Origin of the sequence: Variovorax ginsengisoli (assembly GCF_030811835.1) — a bacterium.
GTDB lineage: Bacteria > Pseudomonadota > Gammaproteobacteria > Burkholderiales > Burkholderiaceae_C > Variovorax > Variovorax ginsengisoli_C.
Window position 1 is genome coordinate 65,562 of sequence record NZ_JAUSRO010000021.1, and the last position, 17,525, is coordinate 83,086.

Genomic DNA, 17,525 nt, shown 5'->3' on the forward strand with positions numbered 1-17,525 from the left:
CAGCCATGACCTCTACCACCGCCACCAAGATCACCCTGACCGTCATGCCCGCGGGCACGGCCTACGAAGCTGAATCCGGCATCACCCTGCTCGAGGCCTTGAGCCGCAACGGCGTGATGAAACATGAATGCGACAACGGCGGCAAGATCTGCCTCAACCTGTGCCACGTCTCGGTGCTTGAAGGCCGCAAGAGCCTGTCGAAGGTCCAGCGCACCGAGAACGAACGGCTCGACCAGATCGTTGGCGTGGGCTCCAAGTCGCGCCTGGCCTGCCAGGCGGTGCTGGGCGAAGAAGCAGTCACCATCGAGCTGCCGACGCTGTAGCCATGACGGGCACCGTCGTGCCGATGCAGGTCGATGTGGCGATCGTCGGCGCCGGCCTGTGCGGGCTGGCGCTGGCGCGCACGTTGACGCAGCGCGGCTTGTCCGTGTGCGTGCTGGAGGCGCGCTCGCGCATGGGGGGCCGCGTGCTGACGCAGCGCTGTGCCGATACCGGCCAGGCGCTCGACCTCGGCCCGGCCTGGTTCTGGCCCGCCACCGAGCCTCGCATCGCAGCGCTGCTCGACGCGCTCGGCTTGGCCAGCGGGCCGCAACACGACCCCGGCGACGCGCTGTGGCTGACCGACCCGAACCGGCAACCTGAACGTCGACTCGAGTCCGGCGGCGTGCATGCCGGCGCCCACCGCATCGACGGCGGGACGGATCGGCTGGTCACGGCGCTGGCGGCCGGACTGCCGGAGGGCTGTGTGCACACCGACACCGCCGTCCGCGGGGTGCGCGACCACGGCGCATTCCTCGAATTGCGGCTGGCGGCCGGGCCCTCGTTGCGCGCGAGGCGTGTCGTACTGGCCGTGCCGCCGCGCCTGGTGCGCGAACGCGTGCAGTTCGATCCGCCGCTGCCCGACACGGTCGCGCAGGCGCTGGAGGCCACGCCGACCTGGATGGCGACCCAGGCCAAGGTGCTCACCACCTTCGAACGGCCGTTCTGGCGCGCCGAAGGCCAGTCGGGCAATGCCTTCGTGCGACATGCGCAGGCGGTGCTGGGCGAGGTGTTCGATGCCAGCGACAAGTCTTCCGGCGCCATGGGGGCCGGGCCGGCGGGCGCGCTGGGCGGCTTCTTCGCACTCAATGCGGCACAGCGTCAAGACTTCCAGCGTGGCCTGCCGATGCTCATCGACAGCCAGCTCGCGCAACTCTTCGGCCCGCAGGCGCAGCATGGGCACCAGCATCGGCTCGACTGGGCCGAGGAGCCCTGGACCTGCAGCGCCACCGACCGGGCCTTCCTGCCCGAACCACCGCAGGCCGATCCCATGCTGCGGCGGCCGTTGTGGGGCGGTCGTCTCTTCATGGGCGGCAGCGAGACCGCGGCCCACGGCGCCGGCCACATGGAAGGCGCACTCGAGGCGGCCGACCGCATCGCCCGCGCGATCGGCGGGCAGGCCGTGGTGTCGAGCGGCTTGCCCGAACCCGCACGGCCCGCGTCGCGAAGCGAGGCGCTGGCCGCCTTCGCAGCCAGCGTCCAGGCGCAACGCCGTGCGGCGCCCGAGCGCTATCGCCTGCACCTGACGCGGCTGCTGTCGTCGCAGCAGGCCGAGCAGCTGACCCAGCGCGCGCTGCTCGCCACAGCCGACCAGGTCTACAGCGAGACGCTGGTGGGTCTCGATCGCCTGCTGCCGGCGCTCGATGCCGGCGACGCTGCCGCCGAGCGCGGCCGGCACGCGCTGACAGCGACCCTGCTGGCGCCCTTCGACGGCTGGAACCAGGGGCTGCTCGATGCAGCGCTGGACTTCAACCGCACCTCGTGCGCGCTGTCGAACTTCCCGCTCGAGCACCGGCCCGACCCTGGAACGTTGCGCGCGGCCACGCTGGACCTGGCTGCCGCCTGGCGGGAGTTCGCGTTCGAACTCAACACCCGGTTGATGTCGGTCGTCGACAGCGTGGAGCGCACATGACGGCGTCGGGGCTCAATGGAGGGCACGTCTTCGGCAGCGCCTTGCTGGCGCTCATCGAGCAGGCAGGCACGGGCATCGCCATCCTCGTGGAGGGGCTGGCGCGCGACGAGTTGCTGCGTTCGCGCCTGACGCGCGCCGAGGTGCTGCGGCAGCTGCACACGCTGGTCGACAGCGCGGGCCAAGTGCCGCCGACCCTGCGCGGCGAAATGCCCGAACTCGACTGGCCCGGTTGGGACGCGATGCGTGTCCAGCTCAGGGCCCCGCCGGGCGAGGCGCTCGACGAAGCACTGGGCTTTGCCTGCGAATCACTGGTCCCGGCCACCTTGCTGTGGTTGCGCGTCTACCAGAGGAGCCAGCCCGCGCTTTTTCGCATGGCGACGTGAAGCCTATGAGGCTGCTTGGTGGCCCGCGTTTCAATAGAAGACTCGATGCACTGCCGTCTCTGCACGCGCAAAAAAGGCCCCGGAGGGCCCTCTCCGGTCGCGCAGCGTCGACTCAGTTCACCGCGCGTGCGGCGTTGCGCAGGTCGCGGATCTGGTCATGGTTCGTCTGTGCACCGGCGGCTTGCCGTTCGATCACCGCACGGACGTCGGCCGGGAGGCCGTCTTCCTTGAGGGCCTTGCGGTAGCGTGCGATCGCCGTGTCTTCGCCCTTTTCGCAGGATTCCAGAATGGACAGTTCGCTGTCGGCACCGACGGCGCCCTTGACCTGGACCCAGCCGCGATGCAGCGCGCCAGCGGCCGTGCCGCCAGACGCCGGCTCGCCACCGTATTGGACAATCAGCCCTTCGAGTTCGCGCCCTGCTTCGGCGCAGCCTTGGGCGCGTGCGGCGAAGAGTTGCTTGGCACCGGCAGTTTCCACCTGCTCGGCGCAGGTCTTGAAGCCGTATTCGCCGTCGCGTGCGTTTTCCAGCAGGTCGTTGAGGACGCTTACCACTTGCTTGTTGTCGGTCATAGTCTTTCCTTGTTGCCCGAAGGCATGGATGGATGAAAGGCTCCTCGGTGAAGAAGCTTGTCCGCAAGGGTCGACTGCCGAACTCGCATTGGCCGTCGTCGTATTCGCCTAGCGTCTGTCAGCGAGGGACGACGGCGGGCGTTGCGGGCGGTCCGACGGCTGGCCGCATGTAGGCCGGGACTTACCCATTGCGGGTGCGACGTCCGACGACGTCGATGATTCAGCTTTCAAGGGATAACACCGATACAGAGGCTTGGATGTCGTTTCCTTTTCCTTCACCTCATTTCCAATCCAAGTCACATGAAACTCTCCAACCTGAAAGTCGCCACGCGCCTGGGCGTCGGCTTTGGCGCCGTGGTCCTGATGTTGGTCGCGATTGCGGCGATCGCGATCTCCCGCATCCATCTCATCAACAGCAGCGTCGATCTGATCCTGAAGGACCGCTTCGTCAAAGTGCAGCTTGCGACCGGCATACAGATGGAAATCGACACGCAGGCACGTCTGCTGCGCAACGCGCTCATCGCCGATGACGCTGGCACCATCCAGGCCTATTTCGACCGTATCCATACCTCCATCGAGCGCAGCGACGCCCTGGTAACCCGGCTCAAGGCCATCAGCGTCGCACCCCAGGCGGTGGTGCTCGCCGACGAGCTCATTGCCAAGCAGGCCAGCTATGTCGATGCGCGCAACAAGTTCATCGCGCTGGTGAAGGATGGGCAGGACGAGGCGGCAGGCGCTTTCATCCTCAAGGACATGTCCGCGGTGCAGAGCGCCTTTTTCAGCGCCGTGGGTGCGATGGTCGACTTCCAGACCCAGCGCATGAACGACGATGGCCAGGAGGCGCGTGACGCGGGGGATTCCGCGATCCGGATCACGTTGGGCATTGCCATGGCGGCCGCACTGGTTGCCATCGGATTGGCGATGCTGATCTCGCGCTCCATCACGCGTCCCCTGGCGCGGGCCGTGGTGGTGGCCGAAACCGTGGCCAGCGGCGACCTGCTGACCCGCATCGACAGCGATGCCACTGACGAGACCGGCCAATTGCTGCGCGCACTCAAGGCGATGCAGGAGAGCCTGACCGACGTGGTCGGCAAGGTGCGGTCGGGCACCGACACCATTGCCACCGCCTCCAGCCAGATCGCCGCGGGCAACCAGGACCTGTCGTCGCGCACCGAGCAGCAGGCCAGCTCACTGGAGCAGACGGCCGCGTCGATGGAGGAGTTGACATCCACCGTCAAGCAGAACGCGGACAATGCGCGCCAGGCCAACCAGCTGGCCGTCTCGGCGTCGGATGTGGCGGTCAAGGGCGGCGCAGTGGTCGGCCAGGTGGTCACGACCATGGCGTCGATCGAGACGTCCTCGCGCAAGATCGTCGACATCATCAGCGTCATCGACAGCATCGCTTTCCAGACCAACATCCTTGCGCTCAACGCGGCGGTGGAGGCGGCGCGCGCTGGCGAGCAGGGCCGGGGCTTTGCGGTGGTGGCTTCGGAAGTGCGCAATCTGGCGCAGCGCTCGGCCGCCGCGGCCAAGGAGATCAAGGACCTGATCGACGACTCGGTCGGCAATGTCAGCGCCGGTACGCGGCTGGTCGAGCAGGCGGGTCAGACGATGGAAGAGATCGTGGGCAGCGTCCAGCGCGTGACCGACATCATGGGCGAGATCACCGCGGCCAGCCAGGAGCAGACCACGGGCATCGAGCAGATCAACCAGGCGATCACGCAGATGGACCAGGTCACCCAGCAGAATGCAGCGCTGGTCGAAGAGGCGGCTTCGGCGGCATCGTCGCTGCGCGAGCAGGCCCATACGCTGGTGTCGACGGTGGCCGTCTTCAAGCTGCAGGGCGCACTGGCGATGTGACGCCACGCTGCGGCGCCCTTTTATGGAGCGCGCAGCATGCGAATCTGCTCACGCCACCCGCACCTGCACGCAGGCTTTGCGCAGCGCAGCCAGTGCCGGTACGCTGCGCGCGCCGGCGTCGGTGACCAGCACGTCGATGTCCGCACAGCGCGCGTAGCTCACCCTGCTGAGCTGGCCGATCTTGCTGTGGTCGGCCAGGATCATGCGTTGCCGGGACTGGTCGGCCATCGCGCGCGCCACCGATGCCTCATGGTGCTCGAAGCTCATGGCACCGTGCTGCGCATGCAGGCTCACGGGCGACAGCAGCGCCACATCGGCGCGGTAACGCCGGATGTCTTCCAGCGTGCTGTCGCCGTGCGTGGCCTGCGTCTTCACGTCGATCTGCCCGCCCAGCAGCCGAACGTCGTTGCGTGAGGCCCGGTCGGCATCGGCGCTGGCCAGCTTGAGGGCGATGGCCAGCGAGTTGGTGAGGATGGTCATGCCGCTGAGCGTGGCAATCTCGTCGGCCAGGATCGACGTGGTGCTGCCCGCGTCGAGGAAGATCGTTTGGCCGGCCTGCAGCAGGCCGACGGCAGCCTTGGCGATGGCGCGCTTTTCCTTCTGGCGCGCCACGAGGCGGGCGGCCAGCGGTGGCTCCGGCGCGGGGCCGGTGGCCACCGCGCCACCATGCACCCGGCGCAAGGCGCCATGCCCTTCGAGTTCGAGCAGGTCGCGCCGCACTGTTTCGCGCGATACGTCCAGGTCCTGCACGATCCGCTCGACACTCAGGCGGGTGAAGGTCGCCAGCAGGCTGCGGATGCGCAGGTGTCGTTCTTCCCGGAGCATGGTGCTCAGAAATCTCCCATACCCATGGCGGGGTCGCTCACGGAATGCTGGCCGGTTTCCACACGGCCAGCGAAGCGGCGGTAGTAGCTCGGGTCGGCGTCGCAGGTCACCGCAAAATCGTACCAGCGGCCGCTGGCGGCGAGGTCCCAGTGCAGTTCGACCGTGTCGGCGCCGACGGTGGCCGTCCACGGGCCGTCGTTGCGGTACGCCTTGGCGCGCACGGTGAATTTGGCCGCGGCCTTGCCGGTGTTGGTCATGCGCAGGTAGACGTTGCCGTTGGCGATGTCGTAGCACACGCGCACTTCCGGATTGGCGGCGCCGCCGGCACGCAAGGTGTCGAGGTTGCCCTTGAAGTGTCGGTTGAAGCCGTTGGGCCCGAGCACCCACAGGTCGTACGAATTGCCAGCGCTGTCGGCGGTGCCTGCCCACGTGTCGTCGAGCATCTTGCCGGGCTCGACCATGTAGCGGCGTGGCAGTTGGTCGAGGTGAAGCTTGTCGTATACGTGGAACACCGCCGCAGCCTTGCCCGTGTTGGAGAAGATCAGTTGCACCGCGGCGTTGGCCGCGTCTGCACGCGCGCTCACGTGCAGCTCGTAGGGCAGCGCGCGGGAAGGACGCGTCCCGGTCGCCTGGCTGGGCAGCTTGGCGTTGGTCGGCGGCACGATCTGCGCAAGCGCCTGCTGGTCGGCGCGCAGCTTGTCTGCGTCGGCCTTGCTGCGCGTGCCGGCAAGTGTCGGCAGGACTTCGGCGTTGGGCGTGGCGAAATTGAAGGCACTCGTCAGGTCGCCGCACACCGCGCGACGGAAGGGAGAGATGTTCTGCTCCTTGACGCCGAAGCGCGCCTCCAGGAATCGCAGCACCGAGGTGTGATCGAAGACCTGCGAATTGACCCAGCCACCGCGACTCCATGGCGATATCACATACATGGGCACGCGCGGGCCGGGGCCGTAGACGCGGCCGTCAACCGGCGCGGTGGTGCTGCCGACCAGCGGATAGGTGTGGCGCTCGAAGGCGATGTCGGCATCCGACAGCGTGGTCTTGCCCGCCGCGGCGCTCTTCGGGTCGGTGGGGTTGATCAGCGACGGTGCCGAGGGCGAAGGCACGTGGTCGAAGTAGCCGTCGTTCTCGTCGAAGTTGACGATCAGCACGGTCTTGCTCCACACGTCGGGCGCTGCGGTGAGTGCGTTCAGCACTTCCTGGATGTACCAGCCGCCTTGCACCGGGCTCGACGGGCCGGGATGCTCGGAGTAGGTCTCGGGCGCCACGATCCACGACACCTGGCGCAGCTTGCCGTTGAGGATGTCCTGCTTGAAGGTGCCGAGGAAGCCACCGTCGGGCATGGTGTTCGCCACGCCCTTGTAGAGCGGGTTGCCCGCGTCGTCGGTGGCCGGGTCGTAGGCTGGCACCGTGACGCCGTCGGGCGGGCTGGCGTCGCCGTCGTAGCGCATGTCGTTCTTGCCCGAAGCCTTGTTCGCCGCACGGTACTGCTGGAAGCCGTGCAGCGGGTTGTCGGTGTAGTTGTCCGGCAGGTTCTGGTAGACGATCCAGCTGACCTTGGCTTCCTGCAGCCGCTCCGGGTAGGTCTTCCAGTTGCAGCCGTACTGGGTCGAATCGACGTTGGGGTTCTTCACCGGGTCCCATGGCGTGCGCAGGTTCTCCCAGGTGTTGTCGATCGAGGAGACGCCGGCCAGGCCACTGCTCGTCTGGCCCGAGGGGCCGTTGGTGCCGGTCCAATGGAACAGGCGGTTCGAGTTGGTGCCGGTGTGCATGCCGCAGTGGTAGCTGTCGCACACCGTGAAGGCGTTGGCCAGCGCGTACTGGAACGGAAGTTCCGTTTCCTCGTAGTAGCCCATCGACGCGGTGGTCTTGTAGCGCGGCCACTGATTCATGCGGCCGCCGTCCCATGCGGACTGTGCGTTGCTCCAGCTGTGCGGGGTTCCGCTCACGCGCTGCGCGTTGCCCTTGCTCTGGTCAAGGTGGTAGGGAAGCACCGGCTTGCCGTTGGCATCGCCCTGCTGCCATACGTTGAGGCCGCCAGCCAGCGGAATGGTGAAGCGGTCGCCGAAGCCGCGAACGCCCTTCATCGTGCCGAAGTAGTGGTCGAACGAACGGTTCTCCTGCATCAGGATCACGACGTGCTCGACGTCCATGATCGTACCGGTCGTGTTGTTCGCGGGTATGGCGAGGGCGCGCCGGATGCTGGGAGGAAAGGCGGCCAGCGTGGCGGCGGCCAGGCCGGTGGAGGCCGTGTTGCGGAGGAAGTTGCGTCGAGAGGTCATGGTGGGTGCCGTGAATCGCGTGAAGGGATGTGCGGGAGGTCAGGGCGCGCAGCGCATGACGGGCTTGACGGTGTTGTCGGGCGTCGTGGGGGTGGTGGGTGTCGTCGGCGTGGTGGGGTTGGTGGGCGTGCTCGGCGTGCTGCTGTCGCTGCCGCCGCAAGCGGTCAGCACGACGGTGAGCAGGGCGAGCGCGGTGCAGGCGGCCAGCCGGCCGCGCCGTGCGTGCCAACGATGGGGCGTGAGGTTCATCGGACTTCCTGGTTGGGGGATGTGGGCTTCTCAGGAAGGGTGGGCCCGTATGTCGAAATTTCGGAGAAATACAACAAACGCCACAACTACCCTTCGTGCCACGATCTTCGGCGCGGCACGTGACACGCCATTGACAGTAGGTTGACGGGTTGGCGTCGGGCCGCCGGCGAAGATGCAACCCGTCGATGCCGGCCGGCCCGGTCCCAGATTTGCCCCAGCCCCGCTACTTCAGCGCAACGTGAGTTGCTTGCCCCGGCTGGCCCGCCGCCGCCTCCTGCTCCTCCTCGCGGCGATGCGCCAGGCGGTAGAGCACCGGCAGCACCAGCAGCGTCAGTGCGGTCGACGACAGGATGCCGCCGATCACCACGGTGGCGAGGGGGCGTTGCACCTCCGCGCCGGTGCCCGTGGCAATGGCCATCGGCACGAAGCCCAGCGATGCGACCAGCGCCGTCATCAGCACGGGCCGCAGGCGGGTGAGGGCGCCTTCTGTGATGGCACCGTCCAGCGTGGCCCCGCGCTCGCGCAGGTTGCGGATGAACGAGATCATCACGAGCCCGTTGAGCACCGCCACGCCCGACAGCGCAATGAAGCCGACCGCGGCGGTGATCGACAGCGGAATGTCTCGCAGCCACAGCGCCAGGATGCCCCCCGTCAGCGCGAACGGAATGCCGGTGAAGACGATGAGCCCGTCCTTCAGGTTGCCGAACATGGCGAACAGCAGCGTGAACACCAGCAGCAGGGCCACCGGGACCACGATCTGCAGGCGCTGCGTGGCCGACTGCAGGTTCTGGTACTGGCCGCCCCAGGTGGTCCAGTAGCCGGTGGGTACCTTGACCTGCTGCGCGAGGGCTTCGCTGGCCTGCGACACGAAGGAGCCGAGGTCGCGTCCGCGCACGTTGGCACTCACCACGATGCGCCGCTTGCCGTCCTCGCGGCTGACCTGGTTCGGGCCGGGTGCGAGTTCCAGCGTCGCGAGTTCCGACAGCGGAATGAAGTTGACGCGTGCGCCTATGGCGCCGGGGCTTCCCACAGGCAGTGGGATCGGCAGGCGCCTGATGGCGTCCATGTCGCTGCGCAGCGGCTCGGGCAGGCGCACGACGATGTCGAAACGCCGGTCGCCCTCGAACAGCGTGCCGGCTTCGCGTCCGCCAATGGCCGTGGCGATGGTCTCCTGCACGTCCGCGATGTTGAGGCCATAGCGCGTCGTCTTCTCGCGATCGATCTTCACGGTGAGCATCGGCAGGCCGGTGGTCTGCTCGACATTCACCTCGGCCGCGCCGGGGATCGCCTTGAGCACGCGCTCGATGTCGCTCGCCGTCGCGTTCAGCACGTCCATGTCGTCGCCGAACACCTTGACGGCCACGTCGGCGCGCACGCCGGACACGAGCTCATTGAAGCGCAGCTGGATGGGCTGCGAGAACTCGTAGTTGTTGCCGGGAATCTTCGCGACCTCGGCCTGCACCGCTTCCATCAACGCCTGGCGTGAGCGCCGGGGCGTGGGCCAGTCGCCTTCGGGCTTGAGCATCACGTAGGCGTCGGAAATGTTGGGCGGCATCGGGTCCGATGCGATCTCGGCCGTGCCCGTGCGCGCGAAGATGCGCTCGATCTCGGGAAACTTCGCCTTCAAGGTGCGCTCGAGCTGCTGCTGCATCTGCACCGACTGGCTCAGGCTGGTGCCTGGAATGCGCAAGGCCTGGACGGCGAAGTCGCCCTCGTTGAGGTTCGGGATGAATTCGCTGCCCAGCCGGGTGGCCAGCAGGCCCGACAGCACGACCGTGATCACCGCGACGGTCACGACCACGCCCTTGGCAGCCAGTGCACGTGCGAGCAGCGGCGCGTAGGCCTGCTTGGCGCGGACCATCAGCCGGTTCTCCTTCTCCGACACCTTGTTGCCGATGAACAGCGCGACGGCCGCGGGGATGAAGGTGACCGACAGGATCATCGCGCCGAGGAGCGCGATCACCACGGTGAGCGCCATCGGATGGAACATCTTTCCCTCCACGCCGGTGAGCGCGAAGATGGGCAGGTACACGATCATGATGATGAGCTGCCCGAACAGCAGGGCGCGTCGTGCTTCCTGCGAGGCGGCGAACACCTCGGCAAAGCGCTCCTTGCGCGTGAGCGGCCGGCCGGCATGCGCCTGCGCATGGGCCAGGCGCCGCACGCAGTTTTCCACGATCACCACCGCCCCGTCCACGATGATCCCGAAATCGAGCGCGCCCAGGCTCATCAGGTTGGCGCTGACCTTCTGGTTGACCATGCCCGTGAAGGTGAACAGCATCGACAGCGGAATCACCAGCGCCGTGATCAGTGCCGCGCGCAGGTTGCCCAGGAACATGAACAGCACCACGATCACCAGCACCGCACCCTCGAGCAGGTTCTTCTTGACGGTGGCGATGGCCTTGTCCACCAGCACCGTGCGGTCGTACACCGTGATGGCCTCCACGCCCTCGGGCAGCGTGCGGTTGATCTCTTCCATTTTCCGGGCCACGGCCTGCGAGACGATGCGGCTGTTCTCGCCGATCAGCATGAACACGGTGCCCAGCACGACCTCGCGGCCGTTGTCGGTGGCCGCGCCGGTGCGCAGTTCCTGGCCGATGCCGACCGTGGCCACGTCGCGCACGCGCACTGGCGTGCCGCCGCTGTTCGACAGGATCACGTTGCGCAGGTCCTCCACGCCACGCGCCTGGCCGGGCGCGCGGATGAGGTACTGCTCGCCACTGCGTTCGATGTAGCCGGCACCCACGTTCGTGTTGTTGCGCTCGAGCGCGCGCACCACGTCGGCCATCGACAGCCCATAGGCCGACAGCTTCTCGGGGTCGGGGGCGACCTGGTATTGCTTTTCGTAGCCGCCGATCGAGTTGATCTCGGTCACGCCGCTCACGTTGCGCAGTTGCGGCTTGATGATCCAGTCCTGGATCTCGCGCAGGTCGGTCGACGTGTAGGGCGAGCCGTCGGGCTTCTTCGCGCCGTCGCGGGCCTCGACCGTCCACAGGTAGATTTCGCCCAGGCCGGTGGAGATCGGTCCGACGACAGGATCGATGCCCTCGGGCAGCCCGCTGCGCGCCGATTGCAGGCGCTCATTGACCAGCTGACGCGCGAAGTAGACGTCGGTGCCGTCCTTGAAGACGACCGTCACCTGCGAAAGACCGTAGCGCGACAAGGAGCGCGTCTGCAGCAGGCCGGGCAGGCCGGCCATCACGGTCTCGATCGGAAAGGTCACGCGCTGCTCGGTCTCCAGCGGTGAATAGCCGGGCGCGCCGGTGTTGATCTGCACCTGGACATTGGTAATGTCCGGCACGGCGTCGATGGGCAGCTTCTGGTAGTTGTAGATGCCGAGTCCGGCCATGGCCAGCACGGCCAGCATGACCAGCCATCGCTGCGCGATGGCAAAGCGGATGATGCGTTCGAACATGGGTGCGTCCGCCTCAGTGGGTGTGCGTCGCAGAGCCCTTGCCCTGCTCCGACTTGACGATGAAGCTGCCCGCGGCGACGTAGCGTGCACCCGGCTTCAGGCCGCTGACGACTTCCACGCGCTTGCCGTCGGTGCGCCCGAGCGTCACCGGCTGGGCAATGAAACCACCTTCCACCTTCAGGAACACCGCAGGCTTGTCGTCGACCGTCTGCACCGCAGACGACGCGACCGTGACCGGCGCGCTGGTCTCGTCGCCCACCACTTCGACCGTGACGAACAGCCCCGGGCGCCAGGCACCCTGCGGATTGGGCAGGACCACACGCGCGCGTGCCGTGCGGGTCTGCTCGCCGATCAGCGAACCGACGAAGGAGATGGTGCCGTCGGCCTTGGCGTCCGAGGCGCTCGTGCGTACCACCACGCGTTCTCCCACCCGCACCTGCGCCAGGTCGTTCGCCGAGATGCTCATTTCAGCCCACACGCTCGACAGGTCCGACAACGTGAACACGCTCGCGTCTTCCTTGACCGCTTCCCCCAGCGCGATGTGCTTTTCCACCACCATGCCGTCGAAGGGGGCACGCAGCTCGAAGCGGCCCAGCGAGGCGCCGCTGGCCGCGGCGCCCAGGGTGCGCAGCTTCTGCGTGGCGTTTGCCACCGAGATCTCGGTTTCGCGCAGGGCCTGACGGGCCTGCTGCACGTCCTGCTCGGGCGAGATCTTCTGTTCCCACAGCTGCTTTTCACGCGCGTAGGTGGTGCTGGCCAATTCCCTGCGGCGCTGCGCACCCTGCAGTTCGGAGCGCAGTTCGGACACCGTCGCGCTGGAGACCACCGCCAGCACATCGCCGCGTCGCACCTGTGCGCCCAGGTTGGCGCTCACGCTCTCCACCACGCCGGCCGCACGCGGCACGATGTGTGCCGTGCGGTCCTCGTTGAAGCGGATCTCGCCCGGAAACTGCAGCGCGCTGCGGATCACTGCCGGTGCGCTGGTGTCGAGCGCGATGCCCGCGGCCTGGATCTGCGCGTCGGTCATCGCGACCTTGCCTTCCTGCGCGCTGAACGTGAAGCGGTATGGTTGGCGGGGCGTCTGCACGGCCACGGTGGCCTCGAAGACGTGCGGCTCCGCGACCACCTGCTCGCTTTGCAGCTCTTCGCCCTTGGGTGTGAGCCGGATCTCCTCCTGCGTGCCATCGGGACGGGCGAGCGAGACCATGACCTGGGTGCCGGCGAGCGCTGCCGGTCGGCCCTTGTCATACACCCAGGCCTTCAGGCGCGGCTGTCCGCCTTCTTCGGCGAGCAGGAGTTCCAGGCCGAAGTCGCCTTCGGTGAAACGCTGTCCGCCGTGGGGCCCCTTGGCCACCTGTTCTTCTTCGTGTTGGGCGCCACCTTCGGCGTGGCGGTGGCCATCGTCCTTGCCTTCGTCGGCATGATCGCCGCCTTCAGTGCCATGGTCGGTATGTGCACCGTGTGCGTCGGCCGTTTTAGGCGTGGAACCGCTGCGCAGGATCAGGGCGCCGGCAATGATGCCCAGCGCGATGAGGCAGACGATGACGATGTGTTGCTTGCGACGGTGTGCACCGCCTGATGTCGAGGGCGTGTTGGCCATGAGAGGTCCTTAGCGAGAGGTGACGACTGCGACGGGTCCGCCCAGCAGGCGGTCCAGGTCGGTGGCGGCGCGGTGCGCTTCGGCGAGCGCGCGCAGGTGCTGCGACCGGGCTTGCAGCAGCGTGCGTTGGGCATCGAGAACGTCGAGGTAGGCGAACTTGCCCATCTCGAAGCCCTTGGTCGCTGCGTCGAAGGCGGCGCGGGCGCCGGGAAGAATCTCCTTCTGCAGCGCATCGACTTCCGCCAGGGCGGTGACGTGACGCTGGCGTGCCGCGCCGGCCTCGGCGCGAAGCCGCAGTTCGACGGCGAGCAACTCGTCCTCGGCCTTGTCCTGACGGCGCAAGGCCTCGACGATGTTGCCGTGGTTGGTGTCGAAGAACGGCAAGGGAACCGAGATGCCGACGACCGCCTGGTTGCGCCCGGCCTCGCGGTCGCGCATGGCGCCCGCCGTCAGCGTCAGGTCCGGCATGCGCTTGGCCTGTTCCAGCGCGGCCAACGCCGCAAACCGTTGCACTTGCAGCCTGGCCTGGCGCAGCGCGGGGGCGTCGGCAAGACGCTGCTCCACGGCCTCTGCCGACCGCGCGGCCGGCAGCATCAGTGCGTCGCCATCGAGCACCTGGAACGCGGGCGGGCGTCCCATCAACGCGCGCAACTGCTGCACGCTCGTCTGAAGGTCGCCCTGGGCCTGCAGCCCTTCGAGCCGCACGCCGGCCTCGGCAACCTTGGCCTTGGTTTCCTCGATCGGCGAGACCTTGCCGGCGCGCACGCGATGGCTGGCGGCAAGGCTGCCCTTGCCAGCCAGATCGAGCGCGCCTTGCGCGAGCTGCACGCGGTCCTGGGCGATCAGCGCTGCGAAGAAGGCGGCCGTCACCTCGGCCTGCAGTTCGACCTGCCGGACTTCGAGCTGGAGGCGTGCCACGTCGGCGGCGCGTTCGGCGGCCTCGATGCGCGCGCTGCGCTTGCCGCCCAGTTCGATCGGCTGGCTCAGCAGGACCGCGGTCGTGCGCGTGTCACTCCGGACGCCTTCGATCTCGGCGCTCAGGGTCGGGTTCTGGAAGGTGCCCGCCTGCATGCGCGCGCCTTCGGTGGCCTCGATTTCACGGCGCGCGGCCGAGAGCTCCGGATGGTTGCCCAGTGCCGTGCGGATCGCCGTGGCGAGCGTCAGCGGCGGTGGTGAAACGGGCGCGGCCGCAGCCTGCGCCCCCGTGGGGGCCGTGGCCCCGTGATTCTGTTGAGCGAGCGCACTGGCACCCGCGAGTGACGTCAGCGCGAGCGCGAGCGGCACGAAAAACCTGCACATCGAATTCTCCAGTCGTACAACGAGACAAGGAATCCGGCGCGGTCGTCAGCGCATCAGCTGTGAAAGGAGATGAGGTGGAAGACAGACACGCGCCGGGTCAGCGGGCGCGTGTCCATTTGGGGCGTTCGATGCTCGCCTGGAGCCCGACGTCGAGAAAGGCCGTGGGAGCCGAGGCGAAGGCCCGTGGCGCTGGAGGCATGCCGGCAGGTGCGGTGTGCGCCGGAAGCTGCACGACCACACCGTGGCAGTAGCTGCAGTCGCCATGCGCCGAGATCGCGGAATCCGGTGGGTCCTGCTGGGGGGTGGAGGCGTGCGCCTTGTCGGGCGTCGATACCCGATGCGCGTGGGAATGGTGCCCAAGGTGAAACGACGTCGGGCTGCTCTCGTGGGCGCAGTAGCCTGCGGTGGCCGCCCAGACGAACTGGGCTGGCAAGGCGAAGAGCAGCACGAGCAGCAGCCAGCGTGTCATGGCCGGCAGCGTGGCGTGCGGGCGGGAATGATCGGCGGACATGTCGTGCGAAAGGCGTGGAACTTCGAGAGTTGCGCGATCGTAAGGGCAAACCCCTGTGGATTGTTGCAATGCCCTGACGCCGGGGGCGCCATCCATGCCCGCGGCGCCTTCGCACTGGCTTCAACATTCCTCCGAAGTTCGCGCCGACCATCGGCGCCTTGTGCCCGCAAGGGTCGGACCGGAATCATCTTCAGGTCTGCAGAATTTGTCCGATCAAGGAAGAGACGTTGAAGAATTATTCGCGATTCGCATTGCTGGCCCTGGTTGCCAGCCTGGCTGCATGTTCGGTGCTCGACGGCGACAAGGTCGACTACAAGAGCGCCCGCAAGGCCCCCACCTCCACACTGGAATTGCCCCCGGACCTGACCCAGCTGTCGCGGGACAACCGCTACGCCATCCCCGGGGGGGCGGTCTCGGCCAATGGCTACCAGGCTGGCCTGACCAATGCACCCTCTGCGCCCACCGCTGTCTCCGGCATGGGTGACGTGCGCATGGAGCGTTCGGGTTCGCAACGCTGGCTGGTGGTCAACCGACCGGCCGACCAGCTCTGGGACCCGGTGCGCGACTTCTGGCAGGAGAACGGCTTTCTGCTGACCACCGACCAGCGCAACCTGGGCATCATGGAAACCGACTGGGCCGAGAACCGCGCCAACCTGCCGCAGGACATCATCCGTGGCACGTTGGGCAAGGTGGTCGACTCGATCTACTCCACCGGCGAGCTCGACCGCTATCGCACGCGCCTGGAGCGCGCGCCCAACGGGGCCACCGAAATCTACGTGAGCCACCGCGGCATGGCCGAGGTCTACAGCAACAGCACCAAGGACCAGACGGTCTGGCAGCCACGGCCGAGCGATCCGGAGCTCGAGGCCGAGTTCCTGCGTCGCTTGATGGTCAAGCTGGGCGTCTCGCAGGAACAGTCCAAGGCACTGCTCGCGACGGCCACGCCGACCAAGAGCGCGCGCGTCGATCCGATCGACGGCCAGGCGGTCGTGCAGATGAACGAGGGCTTCGAGCGCGCCTGGCGCCGTGTGGGGCTGGCGCTGGACCGCACTGGCTTCACGGTGGAAGACCGCGATCGCAGCGCGGGGGTCTACTTCGTGCGCTATGTGACGCCCAATCCGGACAAGAAGGAGCCGGGGATTTTCTCCAAGCTGTTTAACTTTGACAAGAAGCCCGACGAGGCACCGCTGAAGTACCGCATCCAGGTCAAGAGCCAGGGCGAGACGAGCACGGTGTCGGTGCTCAACGAAGCGGGCGCGCCAGTGGTCGGTGAAAACGCCCAGCGCATCGTCAAGGTCATTGCGGACGATTTGAAATAAAAGAGCCGTGCAAAGCCGAACGTTTGGGCCTGGATCGTCTCCAAGGCCGAGCGAGCTGCGCAGCTCATAGGGAGAACATTTGAAAAATTCAGTACAACCGGCCTCGTCGCTGAAGACAGCCGGCAGGGGGCAAGCCCGCCCCTGGCTTCTTTCGGCTGCCGTCGCGGCCATCCTGGGCCTGACCGCCTGCGGCAGCATGACCGACCGATCGCGCGATGCCCTGGCCGCCGTGACGCCCTACAAGGTCGAAGTGGTGCAAGGCAACTTCATCTCCAGCGAGCAGGTCGAAGCACTCAAGGCGGGCATGTCGCGCCAGCAGGTGCGCCAGATCCTGGGCACGCCGCTGTTGAGCGACGTGTTCCACAACGACCGCTGGGACTACGTGTTCACCATCCGCCGCCAGGGCGTGGAGCCGCAGCAGCGGCGCCTGACCTTGTTCTTCAAGGGCGATGGGGTCGAGCGCTTCGAGGGCGACCCGTTGCCCAGCGAGCAGGACTTCGTGGCTACGCTGGACACGCGCAAGCGGCTGGGCAAGGTGCCACAGCTCGAAGCGTCGGAAGCCCAGCTCCAGAAATTCCCGTCGGGCAAGACGCAGGCCGCGGCAGACACGGATGCCAACGCGCCGTTGCCCGCCAGCTATCCGCCGCTCGAATCCAAGCGCTAGGACCTTGTCATGACTCCAACGCTTTCTCTTTCTCTTTCCTCCGGCCGGTCTTCTTGCGGTCGATCCTTGCTGCGCGCTGGCCTGTCGGCGCTCGTGCTGGCGGGGCTGGCGGCGTGCTCGAGCCCTGAAAAGCCCAAGCCAGTGGACCTGCCGCCGGTCAACGCGGCGCTGCTGAGCGTGCGCCAGGCCTGGACGGTGCGCATACCGGAGGTGTCCTTCCCGCTGCAGACCGACGTCAGCGGCGACGTGGTCACCGTCGCCGGTGCCGATGGCACGGTGGTCAGCATCGATGCCGTCTCGGGCCAGGAGCGCTCGCGCGTGAGCGTGGGGGCACCCTTGAGCGCTGGCGTGGGCAGCGACGGCTCGCTGGCCGCCGTCATCACCCAGAACAACGAACTGGTGGCCCTGCAGGCTGGCAAGGTGCTGTGGAAACAGCGCCTGACCGCCCAGGCCTACACGGCGCCACTGGTGGCGGGCCGGCGCGTGTTCGTGCAGGCGGCCGACCGCACGCTGAGCGCCTGGGACGGCCAGACCGGCCGTCGCCTGTGGGCCCAGCCGCGCACCGCGGAGAACCTCGTGCTCAAGAAGCCGGGCGTGCT

The 17,525-nt window shown here is 67.5% G+C and carries 15 protein-coding genes; 7 read left to right on the forward strand and 8 right to left on the reverse strand.

Annotated features, from left to right (window positions below; all coding sequences use genetic code 11):
* Positions 1–5 precede the first annotated feature (5 nt).
* From J2W36_RS25110 to J2W36_RS25120, 3 genes are read left to right on the forward strand one after another with little or no spacing between them, the layout of a single operon-like run.
* The gene (locus J2W36_RS25110; RefSeq protein WP_307692513.1) at positions 6–323 is read left to right on the forward strand and encodes a 2Fe-2S iron-sulfur cluster-binding protein; all 318 of its coding nucleotides are present in this window, start codon (positions 6–8) and stop codon (positions 321–323) included.
* Positions 324–325: 2 nt separating this feature from the next.
* On the forward strand, positions 326–1,951 hold the full coding sequence (locus J2W36_RS25115) for a flavin monoamine oxidase family protein (protein WP_307692514.1): 1,626 nt from the start codon (positions 326–328) through the stop codon (positions 1,949–1,951).
* Entirely contained in the window at positions 1,948–2,334 is a 387-nt protein-coding gene (locus J2W36_RS25120) for a ribonuclease HepT family protein (protein ID WP_307692515.1), read from the forward strand. Before J2W36_RS25115 ends, J2W36_RS25120 begins: the two co-directional genes overlap by 4 nt.
* Positions 2,335–2,446: 112 nt before the next feature.
* Here J2W36_RS25120 and J2W36_RS25125 read toward each other — a convergent pair whose 3' ends face one another.
* The gene (locus J2W36_RS25125; protein ID WP_307692516.1) at positions 2,447–2,905 is read right to left on the reverse strand and encodes a ferritin-like domain-containing protein; all 459 of its coding nucleotides are present in this window, start codon (positions 2,903–2,905) and stop codon (positions 2,447–2,449) included.
* A gap of 300 nt (positions 2,906–3,205) precedes the next feature.
* Between J2W36_RS25125 and J2W36_RS25130 the strand changes: the two genes are divergently transcribed.
* Complete coding sequence (locus tag J2W36_RS25130) at positions 3,206–4,765, forward strand: methyl-accepting chemotaxis protein (protein ID WP_307692517.1); 1,560 nt, start codon at positions 3,206–3,208, stop codon at positions 4,763–4,765.
* A 48-nt stretch (positions 4,766–4,813) separates the two neighbouring features.
* Here the strand turns inward: J2W36_RS25130 and J2W36_RS25135 are convergent, their stop codons facing one another.
* From J2W36_RS25135 to J2W36_RS25165, 7 genes are all read right to left on the reverse strand, one after another.
* Positions 4,814–5,590 carry a DeoR/GlpR family DNA-binding transcription regulator gene (locus J2W36_RS25135; protein WP_307692518.1) on the reverse strand — a complete coding sequence of 259 codons (777 nt, stop codon included), beginning with the start codon at positions 5,588–5,590 and terminating at the stop codon, positions 4,814–4,816.
* Between the two features lie 5 nt (positions 5,591–5,595).
* On the reverse strand, positions 5,596–7,869 hold the full coding sequence (locus J2W36_RS25140; RefSeq protein ID WP_307692519.1) for a phosphocholine-specific phospholipase C: 2,274 nt from the start codon (positions 7,867–7,869) through the stop codon (positions 5,596–5,598).
* A 39-nt stretch (positions 7,870–7,908) separates the two neighbouring features.
* Complete coding sequence (locus J2W36_RS25145) at positions 7,909–8,118, reverse strand: hypothetical protein (protein WP_307692520.1); 210 nt, start codon at positions 8,116–8,118, stop codon at positions 7,909–7,911.
* 223 nt (positions 8,119–8,341) lie between these two features.
* The gene (locus J2W36_RS25150) at positions 8,342–11,533 is read right to left on the reverse strand and encodes a CusA/CzcA family heavy metal efflux RND transporter (protein ID WP_307692521.1); all 3,192 of its coding nucleotides are present in this window, start codon (positions 11,531–11,533) and stop codon (positions 8,342–8,344) included.
* A 13-nt stretch (positions 11,534–11,546) separates the two neighbouring features.
* Positions 11,547–13,133, reverse strand: a complete 1,587-nt coding sequence (locus tag J2W36_RS25155) for an efflux RND transporter periplasmic adaptor subunit (protein WP_307692522.1) — start codon at positions 13,131–13,133, stop codon at positions 11,547–11,549.
* A 9-nt stretch (positions 13,134–13,142) separates the two neighbouring features.
* A complete protein-coding gene (locus J2W36_RS25160; protein ID WP_307692523.1) occupies positions 13,143–14,432 on the reverse strand; it encodes a TolC family protein in 1,290 nt (429 codons plus the stop codon).
* A gap of 97 nt (positions 14,433–14,529) precedes the next feature.
* Positions 14,530–14,943 carry a hypothetical protein gene (locus tag J2W36_RS25165; RefSeq protein ID WP_307692524.1) on the reverse strand — a complete coding sequence of 138 codons (414 nt, stop codon included), beginning with the start codon at positions 14,941–14,943 and terminating at the stop codon, positions 14,530–14,532.
* Between the two features lie 227 nt (positions 14,944–15,170).
* Between J2W36_RS25165 and bamC the strand changes: the two genes are divergently transcribed.
* The 3 genes from bamC to J2W36_RS25180 all read left to right on the forward strand — a co-directional run.
* Positions 15,171–16,262 carry an NlpB/DapX family lipoprotein gene (gene bamC / locus J2W36_RS25170; RefSeq protein WP_307692525.1) on the forward strand — a complete coding sequence of 364 codons (1,092 nt, stop codon included), beginning with the start codon at positions 15,171–15,173 and terminating at the stop codon, positions 16,260–16,262.
* Positions 16,263–16,458: 196 nt separating this feature from the next.
* Complete coding sequence (locus J2W36_RS25175) at positions 16,459–16,926, forward strand: outer membrane protein assembly factor BamE (RefSeq protein ID WP_307692532.1); 468 nt, start codon at positions 16,459–16,461, stop codon at positions 16,924–16,926.
* Between the two features lie 9 nt (positions 16,927–16,935).
* A partial coding sequence (locus J2W36_RS25180; RefSeq protein ID WP_307692526.1) for an outer membrane protein assembly factor BamB family protein occupies positions 16,936–17,525 on the forward strand: 590 nt, incomplete at its 3' end.